At 61.8% G+C, this 22,106-nt stretch carries 20 protein-coding genes and 1 pseudogene; 9 read left to right on the top strand and 12 right to left on the bottom strand.

The features are described 5' to 3' along the window. Positions 1-78: 78 nt before the first annotated feature. Positions 79-681: an alpha/beta hydrolase gene (locus tag QN219_RS17495; protein ID WP_284001025.1), complete on the top strand. Its 603-nt coding sequence runs from the start codon at positions 79-81 to the stop codon at positions 679-681. 35 nt (positions 682-716) lie between these two features. Here the strand turns inward: QN219_RS17495 and QN219_RS17490 are convergent, their stop codons facing one another. The 8 genes from QN219_RS17490 to QN219_RS17455 form a co-directional block, all read right to left on the bottom strand. Further along, complete coding sequence (locus QN219_RS17490; protein WP_284001024.1) at positions 717-1,829, bottom strand: ABC transporter permease; 1,113 nt, start codon at positions 1,827-1,829, stop codon at positions 717-719. 1 nt (position 1,830) lies between these two features. Continuing rightward, positions 1,831-2,985 (bottom strand): ABC transporter permease, encoded by a 1,155-nt coding sequence (locus QN219_RS17485; RefSeq protein WP_284001023.1) that lies wholly within the window; start codon positions 2,983-2,985, stop codon positions 1,831-1,833. Continuing rightward, positions 2,982-4,727: an ATP-binding cassette domain-containing protein gene (locus QN219_RS17480; RefSeq protein WP_284001022.1), complete on the bottom strand. Its 1,746-nt coding sequence runs from the start codon at positions 4,725-4,727 to the stop codon at positions 2,982-2,984. Before QN219_RS17480 ends, QN219_RS17485 begins: the two co-directional genes overlap by 4 nt. After that, positions 4,724-5,731, bottom strand: a complete 1,008-nt coding sequence (gene hlyD, locus QN219_RS17475; protein ID WP_284001021.1) for a secretion protein HlyD — start codon at positions 5,729-5,731, stop codon at positions 4,724-4,726. The genes QN219_RS17480 and hlyD overlap by 4 nt, the downstream gene beginning before the upstream one ends. Continuing rightward, complete coding sequence (locus tag QN219_RS17470) at positions 5,728-6,432, bottom strand: CerR family C-terminal domain-containing protein (RefSeq protein WP_284001020.1); 705 nt, start codon at positions 6,430-6,432, stop codon at positions 5,728-5,730. Before QN219_RS17470 ends, hlyD begins: the two co-directional genes overlap by 4 nt. A gap of 167 nt (positions 6,433-6,599) precedes the next feature. Next, the gene (locus tag QN219_RS17465) at positions 6,600-7,781 is read right to left on the bottom strand and encodes an HPP family protein (RefSeq protein WP_284001019.1); all 1,182 of its coding nucleotides are present in this window, start codon (positions 7,779-7,781) and stop codon (positions 6,600-6,602) included. A 152-nt stretch (positions 7,782-7,933) separates the two neighbouring features. Then, on the bottom strand, positions 7,934-9,286 hold the full coding sequence (locus QN219_RS17460; RefSeq protein WP_284001018.1) for a HAMP domain-containing sensor histidine kinase: 1,353 nt from the start codon (positions 9,284-9,286) through the stop codon (positions 7,934-7,936). Continuing rightward, positions 9,283-9,957: a response regulator transcription factor gene (locus QN219_RS17455; RefSeq protein WP_284001017.1), complete on the bottom strand. Its 675-nt coding sequence runs from the start codon at positions 9,955-9,957 to the stop codon at positions 9,283-9,285. The genes QN219_RS17460 and QN219_RS17455 overlap by 4 nt, the downstream gene beginning before the upstream one ends. Here QN219_RS17455 and QN219_RS17450 point away from each other — a divergent pair. The 6 genes and pseudogenes from QN219_RS17450 to QN219_RS17425 all read left to right on the top strand — a co-directional run. Next, a complete protein-coding gene (locus tag QN219_RS17450) occupies positions 9,956-10,147 on the top strand; it encodes a hypothetical protein (RefSeq protein ID WP_284001015.1) in 192 nt (63 codons plus the stop codon). The genes QN219_RS17455 and QN219_RS17450 overlap by 2 nt on opposite strands. A 148-nt stretch (positions 10,148-10,295) precedes the next feature. After that, positions 10,296-12,002, top strand: a complete 1,707-nt coding sequence (locus QN219_RS17445; RefSeq protein WP_405052165.1) for a phosphoethanolamine transferase — start codon at positions 10,296-10,298, stop codon at positions 12,000-12,002. A 173-nt stretch (positions 12,003-12,175) separates the two neighbouring features. Next, the gene (locus QN219_RS17440; protein ID WP_284001013.1) at positions 12,176-12,556 is read left to right on the top strand and encodes a hypothetical protein; all 381 of its coding nucleotides are present in this window, start codon (positions 12,176-12,178) and stop codon (positions 12,554-12,556) included. Positions 12,557-12,760: 204 nt separating this feature from the next. Further along, complete coding sequence (locus tag QN219_RS17435) at positions 12,761-13,423, top strand: metallophosphoesterase family protein (RefSeq protein ID WP_284001012.1); 663 nt, start codon at positions 12,761-12,763, stop codon at positions 13,421-13,423. Between the two features lie 102 nt (positions 13,424-13,525). Continuing rightward, positions 13,526-14,200: an HAD family hydrolase gene (locus QN219_RS17430; protein WP_284001011.1), complete on the top strand. Its 675-nt coding sequence runs from the start codon at positions 13,526-13,528 to the stop codon at positions 14,198-14,200. 281 nt (positions 14,201-14,481) lie between these two features. Continuing rightward, positions 14,482-15,006: pseudogene (locus QN219_RS17425) on the top strand (alpha/beta hydrolase); the annotation flags it as partial. Positions 15,007-15,423: 417 nt separating this feature from the next. Here the strand turns inward: QN219_RS17425 and QN219_RS17420 are convergent. Then, positions 15,424-15,903: a DoxX family protein gene (locus QN219_RS17420; protein ID WP_284001010.1), complete on the bottom strand. Its 480-nt coding sequence runs from the start codon at positions 15,901-15,903 to the stop codon at positions 15,424-15,426. Positions 15,904-15,981: 78 nt separating this feature from the next. On the opposite strand from QN219_RS17420, the gene QN219_RS17415 reads away from it, so the two are divergent. Together QN219_RS17415 and QN219_RS34180 are read left to right on the top strand one after the other, a co-directional pair. Continuing rightward, complete coding sequence (locus tag QN219_RS17415; RefSeq protein ID WP_284001009.1) at positions 15,982-16,491, top strand: helix-turn-helix domain-containing protein; 510 nt, start codon at positions 15,982-15,984, stop codon at positions 16,489-16,491. Continuing rightward, entirely contained in the window at positions 16,424-16,855 is a 432-nt protein-coding gene (locus QN219_RS34180; RefSeq protein WP_405052162.1) for a LysR family transcriptional regulator, read from the top strand. Before QN219_RS17415 ends, QN219_RS34180 begins: the two co-directional genes overlap by 68 nt. Before the next feature lie 168 nt (positions 16,856-17,023). Here the strand turns inward: QN219_RS34180 and QN219_RS17410 are convergent, their stop codons facing one another. The 3 genes from QN219_RS17410 to QN219_RS17400 all read right to left on the bottom strand — a co-directional run bounded on the left by QN219_RS17410 (position 17,024) and on the right by QN219_RS17400 (position 22,086). Further along, positions 17,024-20,026 (bottom strand): AsmA family protein, encoded by a 3,003-nt coding sequence (locus QN219_RS17410; RefSeq protein ID WP_284001008.1) that lies wholly within the window; start codon positions 20,024-20,026, stop codon positions 17,024-17,026. A gap of 127 nt (positions 20,027-20,153) precedes the next feature. Continuing rightward, the gene (locus tag QN219_RS17405; RefSeq protein ID WP_284001007.1) at positions 20,154-21,086 is read right to left on the bottom strand and encodes a hypothetical protein; all 933 of its coding nucleotides are present in this window, start codon (positions 21,084-21,086) and stop codon (positions 20,154-20,156) included. A 115-nt stretch (positions 21,087-21,201) separates the two neighbouring features. After that, the gene (locus QN219_RS17400) at positions 21,202-22,086 is read right to left on the bottom strand and encodes a UTP--glucose-1-phosphate uridylyltransferase (RefSeq protein WP_284001006.1); all 885 of its coding nucleotides are present in this window, start codon (positions 22,084-22,086) and stop codon (positions 21,202-21,204) included. Positions 22,087-22,106 lie beyond the last annotated feature (20 nt).

The raw sequence follows: 22,106 nt of genomic DNA, 5'->3' as shown, positions 1-22,106 counted from the left end.
AGGCGGGGGAGGAGGCTTGATGTTACGAATAGTGGCGGCACCGCCTGCATGTGCGGGCTGCGTGCCAAGGAGAGTTCAATGATCGATCACGGCTATGCGCATAAATTGAAAGCCGGCAAACCCGGCAGTCCGATCCTCTTCGTTCTTCACGGGACCGGAGGAGACGAAAACCAGTTCTTCACCTTCGGCTCGCAACTTTTGCCCAAGGCGACGATCGTCTCGCCGCGCGGCGACGTTTCGGAATACGGCTCGGCCCGCTTTTTCAGGCGCGCCGGCGAGGGCGTCTACGATATGGCCGATCTGGCGCGCGCCACCACGAAGCTGGCAAATTTCGCAAAGACGCTTGCAGCCGAGCACGAAGCCTCGGAAGTAATCGGCCTCGGCTATTCCAACGGCGCCAATATTATTGCGAATGTCCTGATCGAAGAAGGCGTCTTTGACAAGGCCGTGCTGATGCACCCGCTGATCCCGTTCAAGCCGAAAGCCAATCCGAAGCTGAATGGTCGAGGCATACTGATCACTGCCGGTGAGCGCGATCCGATTTGCCCGGCGCCGCTGACGCAGTCGCTTGCCGACTACTTCACGGCTCAGAAGGCGGCTGTCACTGTAGAGTGGCATCCCGGCGGCCATGACATCCGACAGAACGAGATTGCTGCGGTTGAACGGTTCGTAAGAGGCTAACGTGTTCGGCGGCCACCGGTGGCCGCCGACCTGTTTCACTCCAGCCTGCGGCGGAAGAGCCAAGCGGCGGACGAAAGCGTGACTATAGCGATCAGGCAGAGCGGCAGGGTCTGATGCACGACCTCGGCAAGCGGAATGTCCTTCAGGAACACGCCTTTCACGATCACCAGAAAATAACGCAGCGGATTGACGAGCGTGATCGGCTGCAGCCAGGAGGGCATGTTCTCGATCGGTGTCGCGAAACCTGACAGGAGCATGGCGGGAACCATGAACAGGAAGGCTCCGAGGATCGCCTGCTGCTGTGTCATTGATAGCGCCGATATGAACAGGCCGAGGCCGACGACGGAGGCGAGATAGAAGATCGCGCTGCCGTAAAGCAGGAAGAGCGAGCCGCGCAACGGCACGCCGAAGATGAACACGGCTGCGAGAACATAGATCGTGATGTGGAAGAGCCCGATCATCATCGGCGGTATCAGCTTGCCGATGAGGATTTCGTGGGTGCGCAGCGGCGAGACGATGAGCTGATCGAACGTCCCGAGCTCACGCTCGCGGGCGACTGACAGCGCGGTGACGATCAGCCCGATCAGAAGCGCAATGCTCGCCACGAGGTTCGGCACCATGAACCATTGGTAGGTGAGGTTGGGATTGAACCAGTTGCGCGCCTCGACCCGGATCACGTCGGACGCTGCACGTTTTCCCGCGGGGGTTTCCGCGGCGAGCGTGCCGACGATCTGGCTCAGATAACCGGAAACGATCTGCGAGGCGTTGGAACGCCGCCCGTCGAGGATCACTTGAACTTCCGCCGGCCGTCCCGCTTCGATGTCGCGGGAGAAGGTCGGCCCGATTTCCAGTGCGGCAAGCACACGCTGCGTATCGATGGCGAGCCGGACTTCCGCCGGGCTGCTTGCCCGGGTGATGGTTCGGAAGGTCGGCGACCCGCCGATCCGTTGGACCAGTTCCTGGCTCCAATAGCCCGTATCGCGATCGAGCACCATTAGGTCGACGTTCTTCACCTCCAGCGTTGCCGCATAGGAAAAGACGAGCAGCTGGATGATGGGCGGACCGATCAGGATGGCGCGGCCCTTTGGGTCGCGAAGCACCGCCAGAAGCTCCTTGATGATCAGCGCCTTCAGTCGTGTCCACCACATTTTAGCCGATCCTCTTTCTGGTGCTGCGTGCGGCAAGCGCGAAGAAGACGCTGCCGATCAGAAGCATGACCGCGATCGCGCGCGCGAACATCGGCCAGATATCGCCGGACAGAAATACCGTTTGCAGGCTTGGGATCAGATAGCGTGCCGGCACGATGAAGGTGATCCACTGGATGACAGTCGGCATGGAATTGATTTCGAAGAGGAAACCGGAAAGCAGGAAAGCCGGCAGGAAGGCCGTTATCAGCGCGAGCTGCGAGGCGAGGAACTGGTTCTTGGTGGCAGCCGAGATCAGCAATCCCTGTCCGAGAGCTGGCATTAGGAACGTGGCAGAGAGCGCGTAAAGCGCCGCGACCGAGCCGCGGAAAGGCACACCGAAGAGGAAGACCGCAAGCAGGACGCAGAGCGTCATCGACGTGAGCCCGAGAATGAAATAGGGCAAGAGCTTGCCGGCAAGGAGCTCGGCGGCGGAGACGGGTGTCGCCATCATCGCCTCCATCGTCCCGCGCTCCCATTCCCGCGCGACCACGAGCGAAGTCAGCAACGTGCCGACCAGCGTCATGACAATCGCGATCGATCCGGGAACGAGGAAATTGCGGCTCGTGAGTTCGGGGTTGAACCAGAAGCGTTGTTCGGCAGCAATCGCCGGAGAGCGCCCGACGCCCTCGGTGAAACGCTGGCGCTCCCAGTTGGCGACCGTGCCCTGCGCATAGTTCTGCACGAAATTCGCCGTGTTCGGATCCGAACCGTCGACGATCACTTGGACTGCCGGGTGGCGCCCCGCGGCATGATCGGCCGCAAAGCGCGCCGGTATCACCAGAATGCCGCGCACGCGGCCGAGCACGAGATCGTCCTCGAATTCGCGACGGTCGTTGCCGTTTACGACGGCGAAATAGCGTGACGCTTGAAAGCTTGCGGCGAGATCGCGTGTCAGCGGTGTTACCTCCTCGACCACCAGTCCAACACGCGTGCGCGTTGTATCGAGCGAAACGCCATAGCCGAAGAGGAAGAGCAGGATCAGCGGCAGCACGAAGGCGATCAGAATGCTGCTCGGGTCGCGCACGATCTGGTAGCTTTCCTTGCGCACGAGGGCGGCGAAGCGCCGCGCCCTGCCGGCGCGCTGTTCACCGCCGTCGCTCTTGCGGATCCTGTTCATGCCGCTTCCTTCGCCTCCGAGCCTTGGACAAGCGCGATAAACGCATCTTCCATCGTCGGATCCGGAAGGTCCCTGTTGGCGACCCGCTTCTTCATCTCATCCGGCGAGCCGAGCGCAATCGATCTGCCGCGATAAATCAGCGAGATGCGGTCGCAATATTCCGCCTCGTCCATGAAGTGGGTGGTGACAAGAACGGTCACGCCCTTTTCCACGAGGCCGTTGATGTGGGTCCAGAACTCCCGCCGGGTGATCGGGTCGACACCTGAAGTCGGTTCGTCGAGAAAGAGCACTTCAGGCTCGTGCAGCACGGCGCAGGCAAGCGCGAGCCGCTGCTTGAGTCCGAGCGGCAGATCCTTGGCCGACATGTCATGGATCGGCCGGAAATCGAAGATCTCAGTCATCAGCTCGATGCGCTCGCGGCTTTTCGCGCCGGAAAGCCCGTAGACGCCCGCAAAGAAGTTCAGATTCTGGGTGACGCTGAGATCACCATAGAGAGAGAATTTCTGCGCCATGTAGCCGAGCCGGTTGCGCGCAGCCGCCGCATCCCGCCTGAGATCGAAGCCGGCAACCCGACCTTCACCGGCAGTTGGCTTCAACAGGCCGCAAAGCATCTTGAACGTGGTCGACTTGCCCGCGCCGTTCGGACCCAGCAAGCCGAAAATCTGGCCTCGCGGGATATCGAAGGTGATGTTATCGGCGGCGGTGAAGTCGCCGAAGCGCTTCGTCAGGCCGCGCGCCTCGATCACCGCCTTGCCCTCGTTCGCGGCAAAGGTCCTCTGCGTTTCCGCAAGCCGCGAGCGGCCGCCGGGGCCACCGCCGAGCATGTCGACAAAGGCATCCTCGAAGCGCGGCGGCGTTACGTCGGCACGCCAGGCCGTTGCGGCGCCGTTACCGGCGAGCGACGGAGGCTCGAGGCCCGCCTTCATCACGAGGCGGATCGCCTCGCCCTGAATGACACCGTCGACCACGCCTTCGTCATCGAGAAGACGCGCGAGCTTCTCGCGGCGGCGACCTTCGATGCCGCTTACCCGAAACACGCGATCTTCGACGCGCTCCGTCATGTCCTGTGGCCGGCCGGTGAAAAGCAAGCGACCCTGATTGAACAGGAAGACATGGTCACAGGCCTCTGCCTCTTCCAGATAAGCCGTTGACCAGACGACACCGATGCCCTCGGCCGTGAGGTCTTCGACCATCTTCCAGAGATCGCGCCGCGAAATCGGATCGACCCCTACGCCTGGCTCGTCGAGCAGCAGCAGGCGCGGCTTGCGCAGGAGCGCGCAAGCAAGACCGAGCTTCTGCTTCATGCCGCCGGAGAGCTTCCCTGCAAGACGCGTCGTGAAGCGCTTGAGATCGGTAAATTCGAGCAGCTCGCCGAACGTCGCGGTGCGCTCGTCCGTGGGAAGGCCGCGCAGGTCGGCATAGAGATCGAGATTTTCCTGAACCGAGAGGTCTTCGTAGAGGCCGAAGCGTTGCGGCATGTAGCCGATTGCCGCCTGGATGCTCGCCGGATCCGTACGCGTGTCGTAGCCGAGCACTTCGACCGTGCCCGCATCGGGCAGCATGAGCCCGGTCATCAGACGGATCAGCGTCGTCTTGCCGGCGCCGTCTGGACCAACGAGGCCGGTGATCCGCCCGCCAGCGATCGTACCGTCGACGGCGTCGAGGGCAGGCGCCGGGGCACCGAACCGCTTGGTGACACCTGTCAACCTGACGAAGGGGGCGACATCAGGGGCGGGGGTCACGATGTGGTCTCCTCTGCTGTCGGGAGATGAATGGTGACCGGCATGCCCTGGCGCAGGTCCTTGCCGGGATTGGTGACCACGAGCCGCAGCCGGTAGACGAGGTCCGTTCTTAGTTCAGGCGTTTCCACCGATTTCGGCGTGAATTCCGCGACGGGCGAGATGAAGCCGACGGTCGCCTCATAGGCCCGGTTGGGGGCAGTGTCTGAGGTGACTTTGACCTTCATCCCCGGATGAACGCGGCCAAGATCGGGCTCAGCGACATAGGCGCGAACCCAGACCGGTTCGGTCAGCGAGAGCACATAGACATTATCGGCTGGGGAGACGATGGCGCCAGTCTCGCGGACGCGCGACAGAACGACGCCGGCGTTTGGCGCGACGAGCTCGGCATCCTTGAGTGATGTGCGGGCACTTGCGAGCTTCGCCGTTGCGGCATTCACCTGCGCTTGCGCCGTGGCAATATCTTCCGCGCGGCTACCCTCCTCGAGCAGCGCCAGAGCCTGGCGCGCCGAGGTCGCACGTGCGGTAGCGGCGGCGCGCGTGGCGTTCGCCTGATCAAGTTCCGCCTGGGAGATCGCGCCGTTCGGGCGCAGTCGCCGTGCGCGCTCATAGGCGAGATTGGCATTTTCCAGCTCGGCGAGGCGCTCTTCGTGGACGGCGCGCGCCTGCGCGATTTCGGTCGCCCGCGCACCTGCCTTGAGCTTGGCGAGCGTGGCGCTCAAGGCCTCGACCTCCGCCTTGGCTGCGTCGGTCGCCTGCTCGAATGGTTCGGCGTCGAGCTTTGCAATCACGTCGCCGGCCTTCACGGCATCGCCTTCGTCGACACGAAGCTCCGCGATGCGGCCGCTGACGCGAAAACCGAGCGACACCTGCCGGATATCGACATTGCCGTAAAGCACTGTCTGGCGATTGTCCTCAGCCCAGCCGAACCGCGCCGGCAGGTCGAGCCACCAGCCCCCGGCCGCAGCAACGGCCAGCAGGAGGGCGGGAACAGCGATTTTCTTCATGACTTGTGGTCCTTCTCAGCGCTGAGCACGGCAACGAGTTCGGCCGCGTGATGGCGCAGGATTTCGAGCTCGTTCGGCCCGGCGGTTTTCCATTCGAGCTGGGCATAGACGGCGGCATGGGCCATCCGAAAGACAAGGATGCTTCCGATGAAGGACAGCGTCCTCAGGCGGATGCGCTCGGAGGCGGGATCGTCGCTGAGAATGGTGCTGATAAGCCGTCGCGCCATCTCGATCATCGGCCGCATGATGCTGCGGTAGATGCGCGCAAAAGCCTCGGTGGGCTCCATCTGCTCGCGGATGATGAATCGCGCCCAGCTTTCCGATTGCTCGCTGACGAAGAGCACGATCATTCTCTGGACCATCTGGGTCAGAAGGGCGCGCGCCTCGGCAGGGGCCATCTCCTTTCCATCGGCATCGAGTTGTTCGAAGCGCGTGAGAATGGCGCTTCGCAAATCCGCGACATGCCCGCCAATGATCGAAGCAAGGTGCTCTGCGGCGGCGATATAGAGGCCTTCCTTGCCGCCGAAGTAGTAGGGAATGGCCTGCAGGTTGACGCCCGCCGTGTCGGCGAGTTTGCGGGTCGTTGCGCCATCGAAGCCATAGCGCCCGAAGACGTCGATGGAGGCGCTGAGGAGCTTCTCCCGTGTGGCGTCGCCGCGGTCGGCTCGGAGCTGTGGAGTGGGGTTGTTGTCCGTCATCATGCGCTTAAATTACCTCATTCAACTGATTAAGTCAATCGAATGAATTCCAGGGGCGAAGCAAGTGGACGTGAAGAGACCTGCCCGCGTGCAGAGCGGCTGGCTCTGATCAAGGCGAAAACGGAAGGCTAAAGTCGCTAGCTTTTAAGGAGTCAGGCGCCCCCGCGGGCTCAGGCGACGCTCCGGGAATCCTCGCCGCTGTCGAGCCGCCGCTGGAACAAGGCGGCGATAAGGTCGGACTGCGTTACGATGCCGACGACGCGGTTGTCCGCGTCGACCACCGGCATGTGGTGCAGCCCCATGTCGGCCATCGGCGGGACGAGCTTTGCGATCATCGTTTCCGGCAAAGCCGACTGGACACGTCGCGTCATGATGTCGGATACCACTCGCGGCGCTGTGGTCGGTAGACCGATGATATTGCCGATTCGCTGGCGCAGGCCGATCTGCAGCCGGCCGTCGGACGTCAGCGTTGAGTGCTTCATGAAGTCTGTTTGGGTGATGATGCCGACAAGCCCGTCCTTTTCGGTTACGACCGGCAGCGCCTTGATACGGTGTTCAAGCAGCATTTTCCACGCTTGGCGGAGAGAGGCTTGCGGCGCAACGGTCGCGACGTCACGCGACATGATCTCCCCGCAGGTGATTTCGCCGGAGCGACGCTCGAAGGCGCGGATCTGCGCCTGGTGAACAAAGGTATCGAGTTCCTCGGGGCTGATGTCGACGACCTCGCCATATTGCGCCAGCACGGCCTGCAGGTCTTCCGGCACGACGCCGAGGCGATGACTGGGCAAAGGATCCTGCGTGTTGTGCGGGTTCGCGGCAGGCGCGAGATGCGGATAGCGGCGGCCGGTCAGGTTGTTGAAGACGAGCGCGACGGCAAGGATGAGCAGCGAGTTGATCGCGACCGGAGAGAGCACGAAGCCGTATCCGGCCTGATGAATCGCCGGCCCGCCGAGAACGGCGGTCAGCGCGACAGCGCCGCTTGGAGGGTGAAGGCAACCGAGCATCAGCATCGCGCCGATGGCGACCGCAACCGCAACCGCGGCGGCGGCAACTGGATCGGGAATCAACAGCGCGCAGGTTACGCCGACTGTCGATGAAACGACATTGCCGCCGAGGATCGACCAGGGCTGCGCAAGGGGGCTCGACGGTGCGGCAAAGAGCAGAACCGCCGAGGCTCCCATTGGGGCAATAAGAAGCGGCAGGCTCGCATCGGCGCCAATAGCGAGCGAACTGATAAATCCGGTCAGCAATATTCCGAGCAGGGCGCCGCAGGACGAGCGCAGCCGCTCCCATTGGCCGACCGGTACGAGGGATGGAACGAAACGCCGGAAGAAGACCGTGGCCCTGGACATGCATGCTCGCTGCGAAAGGAAGAATTGCGCAGGCGCATAGCATGTGATCGCTGATTGAGCACGAAATTCGCATCCATAAAAAAGGGCTGGATCAAAAAATATGCATCGTGCCTACGAAATGTTCGGCGGTTGAGCCATTCACGGGCGCGGAGTCAAGCTGCAGCTGAGAAATCGATCGTGATCTTTGTTCCCCGATCGGGCGCGGTGTCGATCGAGATTCGCGCCTTGTGCAACGCGCTTATCCGGTGAACGATCTTCAAGCCGAGGCCGAGCTGGCCCGAGCGTTTGACGTAGCCGAGGTCATCGTTGTGTTCCGGCAAGTCGACCAGCCCCTTGCCGTTGTCTTCCACCGAGACCTGCGGGCCGGGTCCACAGGTCACCGCGATGCGGGTGCCGGGCGGATTATGCTTGACGGCATTCTCGATCAGGTTGCGCAACATGTTCTCAACGAGCGCCGGGATGACGGTGACGGGCGCCGTGCCATGGTCGACGAACTCGATCGACTTGTCCTGGTCGAACACGAACGGCGCCGTTGTCTCCGTAACCTCGGCCCCGATCGCCGAGAGGCTTGCCCGCTGGTAGGCCGAGGGATCGACAGCATCGGCGCGCGCGAGCGACGTCAGTTGCTCGAGGATGTGCGTGAGCGCGTCAAGGTCGCGCTCGGCATTGCGCGCGCGCGGATCGGCGATGCGGCTCAGTTCCATCTTTGCGATCGATACGGGCGTCCGTATCTCGTGGGCGATCGAGGATGAAAAGACCTTCTGCGACTGTATCAGGTCGCCAACGCGGGCCAGCAGCCGGTTGACGGCGCTGACGAGACGTTCGATTTCCTGGGGCATGCGGGTTGCCGGCAGGCGCGCGCTGCTGTCGCGCGGATCGATTGCATCGGCTGCCCTGACGGCCACCGCCACCGGGCGGAGAGCGCTGCGTATCGACCAGATGGTTGCGCCGATGACGAGACAGAACATCAGCGTCATCGGCACGATCATCGAATCAAACATTTCATGAAGCAGGGCGCTGTACATGAAGCCGTTCGGGTCCTTGAGGATTGCGAGCTCGACGAGAACCGGCACGCCATCGCGCGAGAAGGTCTGGCCGCCGGCGATACTGAACGGTTTGCCCGGCGCGATCAGCCGTTTCCAGAAGTTCGGCGCGTTGATGCTGAGCGGCAAAAAATGTGCGGCGCATTCCGTCGTGCAATTGGAGAAGAGCACCGAGCCGGAGGCGGTACGCACCCGGAGGTAGATCGCGCCATCCCGGCTGTGACGTTCCAGATAACGCTCGCGCAGTTCATGATCCGGCTCGTAGGTGAGGACGCCGTCCCGGTTCACGATCGCCCTTGATAGCGTCTCTGTCTCCTGCTGCAGCAGGAGCACGCTGAGCTTGTCATCGTCGAACCAGTAGTCGGCGAAGACTACGCCGATTTGCAGCGCCATCGCGAGCAATGAAAAGGCGACGATGCGTCGCGCGACGATGCCGATCAGCGACGGATTTGCTCTTTTCATGAGGCCGTCCTGAGGAGGTACCCTATGCCGCGCACGGTCTCGATCTGAACTCCGCTTTCGAGCGGCAGCAGCCGTTTACGCACTCGGGAGACGGCAAGCTCCAGCGCGTTCGAGCTGATCTCCTGTCCATATTCCGAGAGCGCCGTCTCGAGCCGGCGCTTCGGAACGACGCGGCCGACCTCGCGCATCAGGATCTCGATCAGGGAACGCTCGCGCGGCGGCAACGAAACGGTGGCGCCGGCGCAGGTAAGGTCGGCGGTCGCCGGATCGTAGCGCAAGGCGCCGGCCTCCAGCACCGGCTGTATAGCGTGCGGATTGCGCCTCAGCATCGCCCGGCACCGCGACAGCAATTCGCGATGATGGAAGGGTTTGACGAGATAGTCGTCGGCGCCGGCATCAAGCCCTATGATGCGTTCATCGACCGACCCGCGGGCCGTGATGATCAGCACAGGCAGTCCCGGATGCTCCTGCCGGATCCGCTTGATCAGATCGAGGCCGTCACCGTCCGGCAGGCCGAGGTCAAGAAGTACGAGATCATGCTCCCGCGCGGCGATTGCCGCCTCGGCGTCTTGAAGGGTCGAGACCGCATCAAGCCGCCAGCCCGCGTCACGCATCGTCTCTCCTACGAGTTCGATCAGGCGAGGGCTGTCTTCTACGAGAAGGAGGCGCATGGAATTCCTGAGGTCAAGCCTTCCGACGGACGGCCGCGATGGACCATATGAGGTTTTCCTCAAGGTGCCAACGGTCAACGAGGGCGGCAAAAGCGCCAGCCGGGTGGCGGCTGCCTTGGCAAAACAAACCGTCTTAGCTGTCAAACAGCTGTCAGGTTCTTCAAAAGATGCCGACGTCATTTCGCTGTAGAGCCCAACCACATCCCGACAGGACTTCGACAGCTTGCCTGCAGTAGTGCCGGAAGGTGCCGACGTGGCGGCGGTCCGGCCGCACGCCGGCAAAGACGGCTGATGGGTGGCGCCTCCATCCGTCATGAGCCGTGGCTCGCCTTCTGGAGATGCGCGTTTTGACCTTTTCACAAATTCGCCGACCCGAGATCGGTAGCGTGGCCCTGAGCGCCACTGTTGCCGCCTATTTGCTTCTGGCCACCAACAATTCCTTCTGGAACCACGCAGCAAGCTATTTCGATAGCTCAAAAGCGAGCCTGCTACTCTTCGGTGCCGCGCTCTACCTGACGCTGTTTGCCATACTGATCCCGATGTCGATCAAATATCTGATGAAGCCGGCGCTGATTCTCTTCATCCTGGTATCGGCTTGCGCTTCCTATTTTGGCGACGCATTCGGTATCATCATTGACAGGGACATGATCGGCAATGCCGTGGTTACGACACCGGCGGAGGCCAGTCATCTCCTGACGGGCAGCCTTGCGCAGCACCTGGTGATCTATGCTCTCGTTCCTTCGCTCCTCGTGGCGTGGGTGAAGGTCTGTCATCGTCGCTTTTTGCCGAAGTTTGTCGTCAATCTTCTTTTCTTTACGGTCGCGCTTTTCGCCGCTGGTGGCCTGATCTATTCCAACTTCGCAACATTTGCCTATGTGCTGCGCGAGCACACGGATCTGATGAAGCGGTTCAATCCCACCGGGCCGCTCGTCGCGGCGGCGCGCTATGGCCTGTCGACCTACCGGGAGCGCAATCTCGTCGTCCAACCGCTCGGAACCGACGCTAGGCAGGGTGGCCGTATTGCACAAGCCGGGAAGCCGGTGGTCGTTGTCGTCGTTGCGGGTGAGACGGCGCGAGCGATGAATTTTTCGCTCGACGGCTACGATCGCGAGACCAATCCGGAACTGAAGGCGCTCGGTGTCGTCAACTATTCCAATACGACGAGTTGCGGCACGGCGACCGCAGTCTCGCTGCCTTGCATGTTTTCGGTCTACCCGCGCGACGAGTACAGCGACTGGAAGGCGCGTTCGACCGAGAACCTCGTAAACGTCCTCACCCACGCCGGCGTGTCCGTGAGCTGGTGGGACAACAACACGGGCAGCAAAGGCGTCGCCGATCTCATCAGCTTCGCCAGCATGACCAAACAGAAGGGTAGTCCGCTGTGCAGCAAGGGAGAATGCCTCGACGAAATCTTTCTCAGGGAACTGGATCGCAAGCTTGGCGCTACAACCGGAAACAGCGTCATCGTCCTGCACCAACTCGGCAGTCATGGGCCGTCCTACTATCGGCGTTATCCCGAGGCGTTCCGCCGTTTCACGCCCGATTGTCGCACGGCGGAACTGATGCGCTGCACGACTGCCGAGATCGTCAATGCCTATGACAACACCATTCTCTACACCGACCATGTCCTCGGAAGCGTCGCCAAACTCCTGGAAAAGCACCAGGACCGCCTCGCTGGCGCGATGATTTACATGTCGGATCACGGAGAGTCGCTCGGCGAGAACGGCATCTACCTGCATGGCGCGCCCTATGCCATCGCGCCGAAAGAACAAACCCGTGTACCCTTCATCGCCTGGTTCTCCAAGTCATACCAGACGGCGATGGGGGTCGACACCGACTGCCTCGCCAAAGAGAAAGACCAGCCGAGATCGCATGACAATCTGTTCCATACGGTGCTCGGAATGATGGATGTGCAAACCAACACCTACAATCGCGCCCTCGACGCGTTCGCAGCCTGCACACGCCCCGATGCACAAAAGCCTGCAACCGGACTCCACGCCGTGGACAGCCAACCGGTTGTTTATACGGCGTCGGGCCCGCTCTGACGCGCCAAGAGAGGGCGCCCAATCCCGTTCCCGCGCCAAGCTGTTTGCAGGGGCGCAAATCTGCTAGACTCGGCGAACGAGAATGCCATCCGAAGGTTTCTCGTAAATGGCCGCTGAGCGCGCCATCAAGTTTCATCGTGACCTTGATGGCAGAAGCGTGAAAGGATCGATCGATGCAGTTCGTCGGGATTCAGGTCTATGCGGAGCGCGGCGGCAAGACGGGTTTCACGGTCGAATTCGTGGGCGCGACCGGAGAGATCGTGTCGGTTTCCTGCCCGCAGAACGCCGAGGGCACCCTCAACCGGTTGAACGTCGTGGCGCGGGCAAAACAGGTTCTTGCCGCCGCGATCGAGGCGGACGAAGCACTTCTCGCGATCGCCGGGACGAAGCGATCGCCATCCGTCCCGGAAGGCGCTCTCGCCAACGCCCGCCAGGCTCACGATCAGCACGCCATGGAAGAGCAGCTGGAGGAGGGGCTCGAAGATACCTTCCCTGCAAGCGACCCGGTGTCCATCGTCAGTTCCGCGATCCCGAAGGGCTCTTCGCACAGTTGAAGGCTCCACGCGACGTGAAAAGGCTGCCGTAACGTTTTGAGTTCCCGTGTAATTTTTCACAAGCGGATTCTCTTCTGGAAAAATATGCGGTAGAGCTTGTGCCCCACAGCCGGCGCCTCCAGATTGGCAGCCCCCATTTCCAGCGACGGTCGATGCTCATCCAGCGGAGAACGCCGCCTTGGACGAGTGCAGGAGATCCGATGCATGAATGCCCGACGTCTCACCTTTGCAGTCGGTGACATTCACGGATGTTTGGCGCAGCTCGAAGCCTTGCTTGCAAGCATTGAGTCCTCCGTGCCGGGAGGCAGGATCATTTTCCTCGGCGACCTGATCGACCGTGGGCCCGAGAGCCGTGGTGTGGTCGAGCGGATAATGGCAGGCCCGACAAAAGCCGGCTGGGAATGGCTAACTCTCAAGGGCAACCACGAAGAGATGCTGCTGGCTGCGCGGAGAGGCTATGCCGAGATGAGCGCCTGGCTCATGAACGGCGGCGACGAGACAATGGCCTCCTATGGCGGCGCAATACCCCTGAGCCATCTCGTCTGGATGGCGGAGAGACCATCGATCATAGTCGATCGCTATCGCATTTTCGCGCATGCCGGGGTCGACGAGAACATCCCGTTGGACCAGCAGGGCGACGACATCCTGCTTTGGATCAGGACGCCGTCGAACCATTCCGGCAACTACTGGGGCAAGCATCTGTGCCACGGTCACACGCCGAGCCGAAGCAACCCGAGGACCGTCGGCAACAGGACCAATGTCGACTCCGGAGCCGTCTTCGGCGGTGTACTTTCCTGCGCCGTTTTCGATGACGACAAGCCGGGAGGCCCGATCGGCTTTCTCGTCACCGAGAGCGCGGACGGCTAGACGCTCGCTCCGGTAATATCCGCGTGAACGCGGATTGTGCTGCCGCGCGCAAGGCGATAGTTGTGCGCCTGTCGCTCGCATCCATCACCTGAGGGGACTGGCTTGGATCATTTGAATTCATCGCTTTTCACGAAAAGATTTGCCGCCCTGTTGTTCGATATGGACGGAACATTGCTCAACTCGATGGCCGTCGTCGAACGGGTCTGGGGAGCCTGGGCAGTTCGCAACGGGGTTGATCGCGAGATTCTGATGAAATCCGTGCACGGCGTCCGCGCGGTCGATACGATCCGCAGACTTGGCCTCGCCGTTGATGCGGAACTCGAAGCGCGCGAGCTGGCCGCGGCGGAAATTGCAGACGTCGACGGCATCATCGAAATTCCCGGCGCCGTTGCTTTTCTGAACTCACTGCCGCCTGAGAAGTGGGCGATCGTCACGTCGGCACCGCTTGAACTTGCAGTTCGCCGCCTTGCCGCCGCAGGTATCCCGACGCCGCGGCTAATGATAACCGGCGAAGACGTCTCTGCCGGAAAACCCGATCCGCAAGGCTACCTTCTTGCCGCCGGAAAGCTCGGCGTCCGCGCCGAGGACTGCCTCGTCTTCGAAGATGCGCCGGCCGGCATTCTTGCAGGCACGTCCGCGGGGGCCGAGGTCGCGGTCATCACCGGCGCCCATGTTGCGGCAGTCGACGCGCCACATGTCACGCTTGCACATTACACGGACGTCGAAGCCCGCCTCGGCGAGGACGGATGGTTAACGCTGCATCGGGCTCATCGCTAGCGCTATTCCAGGAAAGGTGTGTAGCGGTTTTCCGTCGGAATTGCGTGGCAACTCGGCATATCCGCATCCATGAAATCCGTCGACGTGCGTTGGACGCGCTGTGCTTCGGCATTGATCGACCCGAAGCGGACGGCGTTCAGCTTCAGACAAGAAGGTATTCTATAAATATCATAGACATTAAACCATCTTTCCTTATCACGGCATTCCTCGCCGGGCACAATCGCAAACTGTAGTCGCCGAACTGACGGCCGAACCTTTGCGAGCGCTAAGAGGCGGAAAGCATGGCAAAGACATTGATCGTTCCTGGGCTGTTTGGCTCGGGCGAGGGACATTGGCAACGCTATTGGTTGGCCGACTATCCGGCCGCGGCAATCGTCGAACAGCAGGATTGGAACCACCCCACGCTTGCCCGCTGGCACGGGGCGCTCGAAGCGGAGATCTTGAGATACGAAACGGTCGATCTGGTGGCGCACAGCCTTGGCTCCGTTCTCGTAGCAGCCTTGGCCGGCCGGCCCGTTGCCAGACGCGTCAGGAGTGCCCTTCTGGTCGCGCCGTGTGATCTTGACGAAACGGAGCGGCTGCATCCCGGCGCAGTCGACTTCGGCGCCACGCCAAATCGCCCGCTACCGTTTCGAAGCCTTGTGGTGGGTAGTCTCAACGACCCTTACATGCCCTTCGCTCGCCTAAAGTCGCTCTGCGAAAAATGGGGCAGCAGCCTGGTCGACCTGGGACATGCGGGACACATCAATGTTGCGAGCGGCTTTGGCCGATGGACCCACGGCTATGATCTGCTCAAGGTCGTCGAGGGTATTGCGGATCTCAAACCGAACCCAGCGGCAGGGAAGAATACGAACTCGCTTGCTGTTGTTGATGCCGGCTCCGGACCCACGCAGCCCCACCTGTCTTCGAACCGAACAGAGGGAGTGACGCCCTCCGCTCCTGCTTCGCGACTGAGCACCCGAACGTTTGCCGGCATCCCCGACCGCAAGTCGTCCAGTCCTCGTTGACCGGCATTTAGGACAATCCTGACGGGGATATGCATGCAGCAGTGGTGGCAAGCCAGCGTTGCCGGCATCCCGATCGAGGAGTGCTGACTCGCAACGGCGCGCTTCACCGATCAAGTGTCACTCGTCTGCCCTGCGCGTCGAAAACGTGCAGGTCCTTCAGACTGGCCGCCAACCATCAAGCTGAAAGACGCACAGCGGTGCAGGAGCATGAAAATTTCATCGCAACCCTCCCGAAGGTGGGACTATTCCACCTTGAACGAGCGGACCCTTGAGGTGAAGGGAACGGGACGGGCTGATGGCGTGGGCGCCGTCGCCGAGAAGAGCTTGGGCCATGGATAGAATGATCAGGTAAAGCGGATACTCCCAGCCACCGCCGGTGGCGGTGAAGACCCAGCCGTTGCCGGAATGGACGCTCAAGGCCCCAACAAGAATGGGCAGAAGGGCGAGGGCTACCCAGCGGGACTGGATACCCAGGATCAGCAGCACGCCGCCGATCGCTTCAGCAAAGAATGTCAGGTAGGCGAGGGTGGGCGACAGCCCGATCGACTGGAAATACTGCGCCGTCCCGGTGAGCGTGAAAGTCAGCCACTTCAGCACGACGCTGTGGGCAAGATACATCACGCCGAGGGACAGGCGAAGCAGAAGAGCGGCATAGCAGCAGATAGAGGCGCTTGGGTCATTGAAATCTCCATGCATTTGCATATAATGCCAGATAGATGCATCTGCATCGGAATGTCAACTATGCAATTGCATTGATTTTGTGAAAGAGACCAAATGCGTGGACCGTCAGAGATCGTCGTCACTGCCTGGGCACGGCTCGTGCGTGCGCAACGAGCCGTGATGGCAGGAATAGAGGGAGAACTGAAACAGGCAGGTTTCCCGCCCTTGTCCTGGTACGATGTTCTGCTGGAGTTGAAGCGTCGGCCGGATGGGCGTCTTACACCGCGCGAACTCGAACAGGAGATGCTCTTCGAGCAATACAATCTCTCCCGGCTTCTCGACCGCATGGAAGCCGAGGGCCTGCTGCGTCGCACGCCCTATCCCGGCGACAAGCGACGCCAACTTATCGAGATCACCGACGATGGACGATCCCTGCAAAAGCGCATCTGGCCCGTCTACGCGGCTGCCATTGAACGATATGTCGGCTCCAAGCTGACGGAGAGCGAGGTCCAGGTTCTCGCCGAGGCCCTGAAGAAGCTCTTGGCGGCGGACGAAAATGAAAGCGCTCGCCCACTGGCGAAAAAGCAGTCCGCCACCTCCGCGTCAGACGATCGCGTTTTCTGATCCTCTCCAGGCTGAGAGTATCCTGGATCGTCCAAGCAGCCTCAACAACCAGCAGAAGACTAGAGAGCCCTTATGGACTGGAACGACCTGCGTTTTCCTGGCTGTCGCCCGCACCGGGAGCCTCTCGGCGGCGACCCGCGAACTCGGGGCCAGTCAGGCCACGATTGGCCGCCGGGTCCAGGCGTTCGAAAATGCGTGGGGAGCCGTCCTCTTCGAACGGCTGAACACCGGTTACGTCCTGACCTCGGCTGGTCGCGAGATTCAGGCTCGGGCCGAGGCTGCGGAAGCCGCGGTTCTTGCGGTAACGCGCGGGGTCGACAAGGGGCAGCCGAAAGCCGCGCGACAAGGGGATCGACCCTCCTGATCGTGTAAGGAGGTTCTCGGTACAGCGCCGTGCGTCTGACAAGGCTCGCGGCGCGGTCATTGCTACTTGCACGTTTCCTGAAATCGTAGCCCATTCAGAGACAAAAACAGCAATTCAAAGTGCTACGGCGTCCACCTCGCATGTCCCCGTCATCGATCCGACCGTTCACTATTGGAGAAGCTGGTTGAACAGTTTTTCGAAGGCACCGGTTTCTTGATCAGGCCGTTCCACAACAGGCGCCGGTTGCTCAGCCGCAACGGTTGGTGTGCCGGGCTCCTCGGCGACTTGCGGGGTGGGCGGTGCCTCGCCGCTTTCCGGGATACGGCCGCCGATGATCTCCTCGATGGAAAGCTGGTTCCCTTCTCCTTTCAACGTCTTGTCTATGGCGCCGCCGACGATGTCGCGGACCGATCCACCCGTTCCTGCCCCTGAGAGCAGATCGTCGATCCGCAGCTTGTCGGTCGGCAGTCCGAACTTCTTCAGCGTCGCCAAGGCAGCGCCGGGATTCTTTAACAGCCCGGACAGATCGGGGTATATGCGCGGCTTGGCAAAAGGCCCTTCGACGATGACCGGAACCCCGATGCCGTCGGTTGAGATGCCTGCCCCCTGTCCTTCCAGAGACGCAACCATCCGCGGATCGAGGCGAAACTTCAAACGCCCAGCCGGAATGTTCGCCTCGCCGCTGCCGGTCATGCGGACGAGCGGGCCGACAAGCTTGATATCCTCGGTTCTCGCAACGCCGCTCTCAATGGCAAACGAAGCGCCAAGTTCGGTGAACCTGGTCGCCTTGCTTTCGTCCTGCTTGAAGCCCGACGACATCAATCCGACGAGATTGTTGTAGGCGTCGGCGACGTCGATACCGCGAATGGCTCCGTCGGAAAAGCGGGCATTCGCCGTGCCCTGAAGCGATTGCGTCAGCGTCCCGGTCGTGCCGCCGGCCCCCGTAACGTCGATCTGGGCCTGTAACGCGCCCTCGAGATGTCTGAAGTTCGCCATGTCGGTCAGAAGCGGCGCAGCCGAAGCTCCCAGGATCGAGGCCTGCAAGGCAATGGCAGGTTCGCCCCCCGAGCCATCGGCCTTCAGATTCGCAGCAACATGGCCGCCATAGAATGGGCTTTCGGAAAGTTTGAGATTTGCCACTCCATCGGCGATGACCAGGCTGGTTGCCACCGGTCCGGCAAAGACGCGGCCGTATCCGAGTTTTTTTGCGTTTACCTTGATCGATGCATCGATCGACCGAAGCGACGAGAGATCCAGCGGAACGTCCGGGGCGGGTGTTCCTTCGTTCTCTTTCGGTTCAGCCGCGGGGGAGCGCGTGCCGGCAAGGCGTGCGAAATCCAACTCAGCGAAGTCGAGAGCGCTCGATATCTTGAGTGGTGTCGTGAATTGGACGGAGCCGTTTCCGGTCCCCTCGACACCGTTGACAGACAGTATGGCGTCTTCGAAGGAAACGCCTGTTGCGCCGGCGCTGACATCGCCGCTGAACGCAAGCTGGTCGATACTGCCCGCGCCGCTCTGTCCAAGCCAGGCGAGGAATGCGCGGAGGTTGGCCGTCGAAAAATTCACCTTTCCGGCATAGTCACTCGGAAACGCCGCCTCACCATCAAGGGCGATAGCCGCGTCCGGCATGCGCAGATCAAGCTTGAAGGGTATGTCCGCCGTGCCGAGCTTTCCGCCTAGAAGCAGATCGCGTACCGGCACTCGCAGATCAACATCGACAGGTTTGCCGCGCCACGCCAGATTGCCCGACACGCGCACCGGCTTTGTGAGGTTCTCGATGCTGACGGCAAGTTTCTTGGCAGTCACCTCGCGCATCGACTGATCAGCGACGCCGGGCACGACAAAGGTCGCGTTGCGCAGGCCGATGCTACCGGTCATGTTGATTGTTTCTTTCAGGGCGTCGCCGGTGAGGCCGCGAAAGGCAAAGCCGGTATCGATCGTCACCGCCCCAGACAGGGCAGCCGATTGCCCGGCCAAGCTTGCCAGTTTGCCGATATCGAGCCCCTTGCTGGATACACGGCCCTGGAAAGTCGGCTCATCAGCGCGGACGTCTGCGGTGACATTCGCCGCGACGCTGCCGGCATCGATGCCGAGATGCTCAAGTTGCGCCGTAAGCTGTCCGTCTTTCAGCGTTGCCGCGAAGGCGACGTCCGACGCCGACACGTCGCCAACGGCCAGATCGCTTACACTCACGCTGACATCGGCGTCGAAACCAGCCAGGAGCTGCAAGCCCGCTGCCGCGGGCTTCCCCGACTGTGCTTTCGACTGCTGCGACGAAGCAGACGTCGCCTCGACGAACGCGCTCAAGTCCAGCCGATCGGCAACGAGGTCGGCGAGAAACCGAGGACGGTCGCCGGGTATGAAGAGCGCGTCCAGCCCGAGCACCTGTTCGCCGACGCTGAATTTGCCTCCACGGATCTGGTAACTGCCGTTGGCATTCAGGGCCGCTTGCCCCGTTGCCTCGAACTCGGAGAGGCCGGGGGCGGGCGCCGGATCAGCTTCGAAAGAGAGGCTCAGATCGGCGGGCTGGCGTTCAAGCAGGGGGCGCAGAGAAGAGATGGCGAGCGTGACCTGATAGCGTCGCTCCTCGATCTTGGCGCTGGCCGAAAGGGAAAGCTCGCCGTCGATGTCGGGAACGGCGAGCGAAAGGTCGACATCGGTGATGGTCTGCTTCGAACCGGCGCGGTCTTCCTGGTTCAATGTGCCGCCGACGATCGAGATCGAGTCAATGGCGCTTCGCTCCAGGAAGGCGACCAGGGCTGAAAGCGGATCGCCTGGCTTGGCCTGATTCTCGCCTGTGTCCCGTGTGGTCGATGTATCGTCCGCCTTTTCATGAAGCATGATGACTGGCTGAATGATCTTGATCTCTTTGATGTGCAAGCGATCCGACCAGAGGGACGACAGCGTCACAGAGCCCGCGAGTTCTCCAATTTCGGCCGTGATACCCTCCGCTCCGGCGGAGAGCGCGACATCTTCCGCTACCACCGCGAGATGGGGCAAGACGGAAAGTTTGACCGGGCCATTTAGCGCTATTGAACTGCTCGTCGCAGCCGAGAGTTGGCGCCCAAGTTCGGCGCGCATCCAATCGCTCGAAACGAGAGTAGGCAAAACAACGAGAGAAACGGCAGCAAGCGCACCGAGCGCCAGCAGGCAAAGAAAGAAACGCTTCATGTGTCTCCCCGTTGCGAAAGCGACTGATTCGTTATCGTTTTCCAGGACGGCCACTTTTGCAACTCTTGCGAGACTCTCGCCGGTCGCGCCAAAGGGAGGGATGACTGGTGGCAAATCTTTGGTGGACTTAGACAGCTCGGGCCATACGGCCATCCAGTTCCTCCAGGCGGCGGACGAACCCGGAATTGGCCGGCTGGAGCGCCACGGCATCGGCGAGCATGTCGCGCGCCGTCGCGAGCTCGCCATCGCGGATGTGACGATTGGCGCGGTGGTAAAGGAAGTTGACGCGCTCGACGGGCGAGAAGGCTTCGCCGAAGCGAGCGTGGAACCGGTCGGCCCAGGCGGGATGGCGGGCGATCGCCGTTACGGCGATCTGATACGGGCGCATGGGAGCAGTGACCCGGACAGAGCGAGCCAGTGCTCTCAGGGCCGTGCGGTTGTCGGCTCGGCAGGCATCGAGGAGCGAAAGTGCACGTGCCGTTCCGGTGAAGGCCCGGACGGTACCATGCCCAGTCATATGGACCGGCACAAGGCGCGTTTCCGCCTGCAGCGCGGCGATCCGTTCCGCGTGCCGGCGATCTATGGCGTGGAAAGGATCGAAGAAGAGATAGCCGCGACCCGCCGCATGATCTGGCGCGATTCCCATGTTTGTATGCAGGTCGGGCGCAAAGTGGCGGGTGAAGCGGCTGTCGAACGGCACGGCTTTCGGATCTATGGAGACTTGCGGGCAAAAGGCGATGGCGACGGTCGCCTCGAAGCGGCGGCGGTAACGCAGCGCGGCGTAGCCGCCCTGCGAGTGGCCGTAGAGAATTCGCTCCGGCGCCGCGTGAAGGATCGGCGCTGCCGCCGCGGCGGCCTTGACCACGCTCGCCGCAGGAAACCAGTTCGGCCGTCGGCTGATGAACCCCAGCGCCGCGATGTCTGCTTTCTGGCAGAAACGCTGCCCCCAGAAGCGGCTGCCGTTCGCCTGCATCTCCATCTCATTGAAGGTGACGAGAAGGTAAGGCGACGATCCCGGGTGATGGATCACTTCCAGGTTCTCGTCGGAATAAATGAGCATGGAGAAACTCCGGAAACGGACGGACGCCGACATCAGTTGTTTGCGCTTCGCGAGGTCATGGCCCCGCCCCTGTTCGAGCGGTCCTGCCTGTCCGGCGGACCGCTCGCGACGCCATTCACGCCACTGCGCGCTGTGTTGCCGATAGGCTCCCTGTTTCGATGTCGATCTGCGGCTTCAGGTCGGCTCGAGCCATGGCCATGTGCAGGTTTGCGTTCACGAAGCCCGCCGGTGTGCCGCAGTCGAAGGTGCGGCCGCCAAACTCGAAGGGCCGAATTTCCTGGTTTCCCATGAGTGCGATCATGGCATCCGTCAGTTGGATTTCGCCGCCCGCCCCGGGCGCCTGGCGCTCAAGAAGCTCGAAGGTCTCCGGTTGGAGGATGTAGCGCCCGGAGATGAAGAGGTTGCTGGGGGCGGTTCCCGGAGCCGGCTTTTCGACCAGGCCAGTCACGAGGCGGCCGCCGGCCGCGGGTTCCAGCGAGACGATGCCGAATTTATGCGCGTCTTCGGGCGCGCATTGCTCCACGGCGATAACGTTTCCGCCATGGCGTTCGTAGAGTGCCACCATGGACTTGAGGCAGGGCTCCTCGGAAATCATCAGCATGTCGGGAAGAAGTACGGCAAAAGGCTCGTCGCCGACGATGTGCCGGGCGGTCCATACGGCATGGCCGAGGCCTCGCGCCTGCTGTTGGCGCACGAAGGAAATGGTGCCGGCACCAGGGGTGTTTTGCGCAATCCTGTCCGCCAGCGGATGCTTGCCGGCATTGCGCAGGCAGACGTCGAGTTCGAACGCATGGTCGAAATGATCCTCGATTGCACCCTTCATTCGGCCGGTGACGATGATCACGTGCTCGATACCCGACGCGAACGCCTCTTCGACGATGTAGTCCAGCACGGGTCTGTCGACGATCGTCAGCAATTCCTTCGGGATGCTCTTTGTCGCCGGAAGCATCCGTGTGCCGAGACCGGCGGCGGGTATTATGGCTTTGCGGATCTTTTGCATGTGGTTTGTTCTCCGATTCA

It is taken from the genome of Sinorhizobium sp. 8-89, from assembly GCF_030124325.1.
Taxonomy (GTDB): domain Bacteria; phylum Pseudomonadota; class Alphaproteobacteria; order Rhizobiales; family Rhizobiaceae; genus Sinorhizobium.
This window is presented reverse-complemented; position numbering and strand designations above follow the sequence as displayed.

Excerpts from the sequence above, each read along its gene's own strand:
- QN219_RS17440 (WP_284001013.1), top strand. The coding sequence starts at position 12,176 with ATGCAGTTCGTCGGGATTCAGGTCTATGCGGAGCGCGGCGGCAAGACG.
- QN219_RS17410 (WP_284001008.1), bottom strand. The coding sequence starts at position 20,026 with ATGAAGCGTTTCTTTCTTTGCCTGCTGGCGCTCGGTGCGCTTGCTGCC.
- QN219_RS17445 (WP_405052165.1), top strand. The coding sequence starts at position 10,296 with ATGCGCGTTTTGACCTTTTCACAAATTCGCCGACCCGAGATCGGTAGC.
- QN219_RS17495 (WP_284001025.1), top strand. The coding sequence starts at position 79 with ATGATCGATCACGGCTATGCGCATAAATTGAAAGCCGGCAAACCCGGC.
- QN219_RS34180 (WP_405052162.1), top strand. The coding sequence starts at position 16,424 with ATGAAAGCGCTCGCCCACTGGCGAAAAAGCAGTCCGCCACCTCCGCGT.
- QN219_RS17435 (WP_284001012.1), top strand. The coding sequence starts at position 12,761 with ATGAATGCCCGACGTCTCACCTTTGCAGTCGGTGACATTCACGGATGT.
- QN219_RS17415 (WP_284001009.1), top strand. The coding sequence starts at position 15,982 with ATGCGTGGACCGTCAGAGATCGTCGTCACTGCCTGGGCACGGCTCGTG.
- hlyD (WP_284001021.1), bottom strand. The coding sequence starts at position 5,731 with ATGAAGAAAATCGCTGTTCCCGCCCTCCTGCTGGCCGTTGCTGCGGCC.
- QN219_RS17470 (WP_284001020.1), bottom strand. The coding sequence starts at position 6,432 with ATGATGACGGACAACAACCCCACTCCACAGCTCCGAGCCGACCGCGGC.
- QN219_RS17490 (WP_284001024.1), bottom strand. The coding sequence starts at position 1,829 with ATGTGGTGGACACGACTGAAGGCGCTGATCATCAAGGAGCTTCTGGCG.
- QN219_RS17485 (WP_284001023.1), bottom strand. The coding sequence starts at position 2,985 with ATGAACAGGATCCGCAAGAGCGACGGCGGTGAACAGCGCGCCGGCAGG.
- QN219_RS17405 (WP_284001007.1), bottom strand. The coding sequence starts at position 21,086 with ATGCTCATTTATTCCGACGAGAACCTGGAAGTGATCCATCACCCGGGA.
- QN219_RS17465 (WP_284001019.1), bottom strand. The coding sequence starts at position 7,781 with ATGTCCAGGGCCACGGTCTTCTTCCGGCGTTTCGTTCCATCCCTCGTA.
- QN219_RS17400 (WP_284001006.1), bottom strand. The coding sequence starts at position 22,086 with ATGCAAAAGATCCGCAAAGCCATAATACCCGCCGCCGGTCTCGGCACA.
- QN219_RS17460 (WP_284001018.1), bottom strand. The coding sequence starts at position 9,286 with ATGAAAAGAGCAAATCCGTCGCTGATCGGCATCGTCGCGCGACGCATC.
- QN219_RS17420 (WP_284001010.1), bottom strand. The coding sequence starts at position 15,903 with ATGCATGGAGATTTCAATGACCCAAGCGCCTCTATCTGCTGCTATGCC.
- QN219_RS17455 (WP_284001017.1), bottom strand. The coding sequence starts at position 9,957 with ATGCGCCTCCTTCTCGTAGAAGACAGCCCTCGCCTGATCGAACTCGTA.
- QN219_RS17450 (WP_284001015.1), top strand. The coding sequence starts at position 9,956 with ATGGAATTCCTGAGGTCAAGCCTTCCGACGGACGGCCGCGATGGACCA.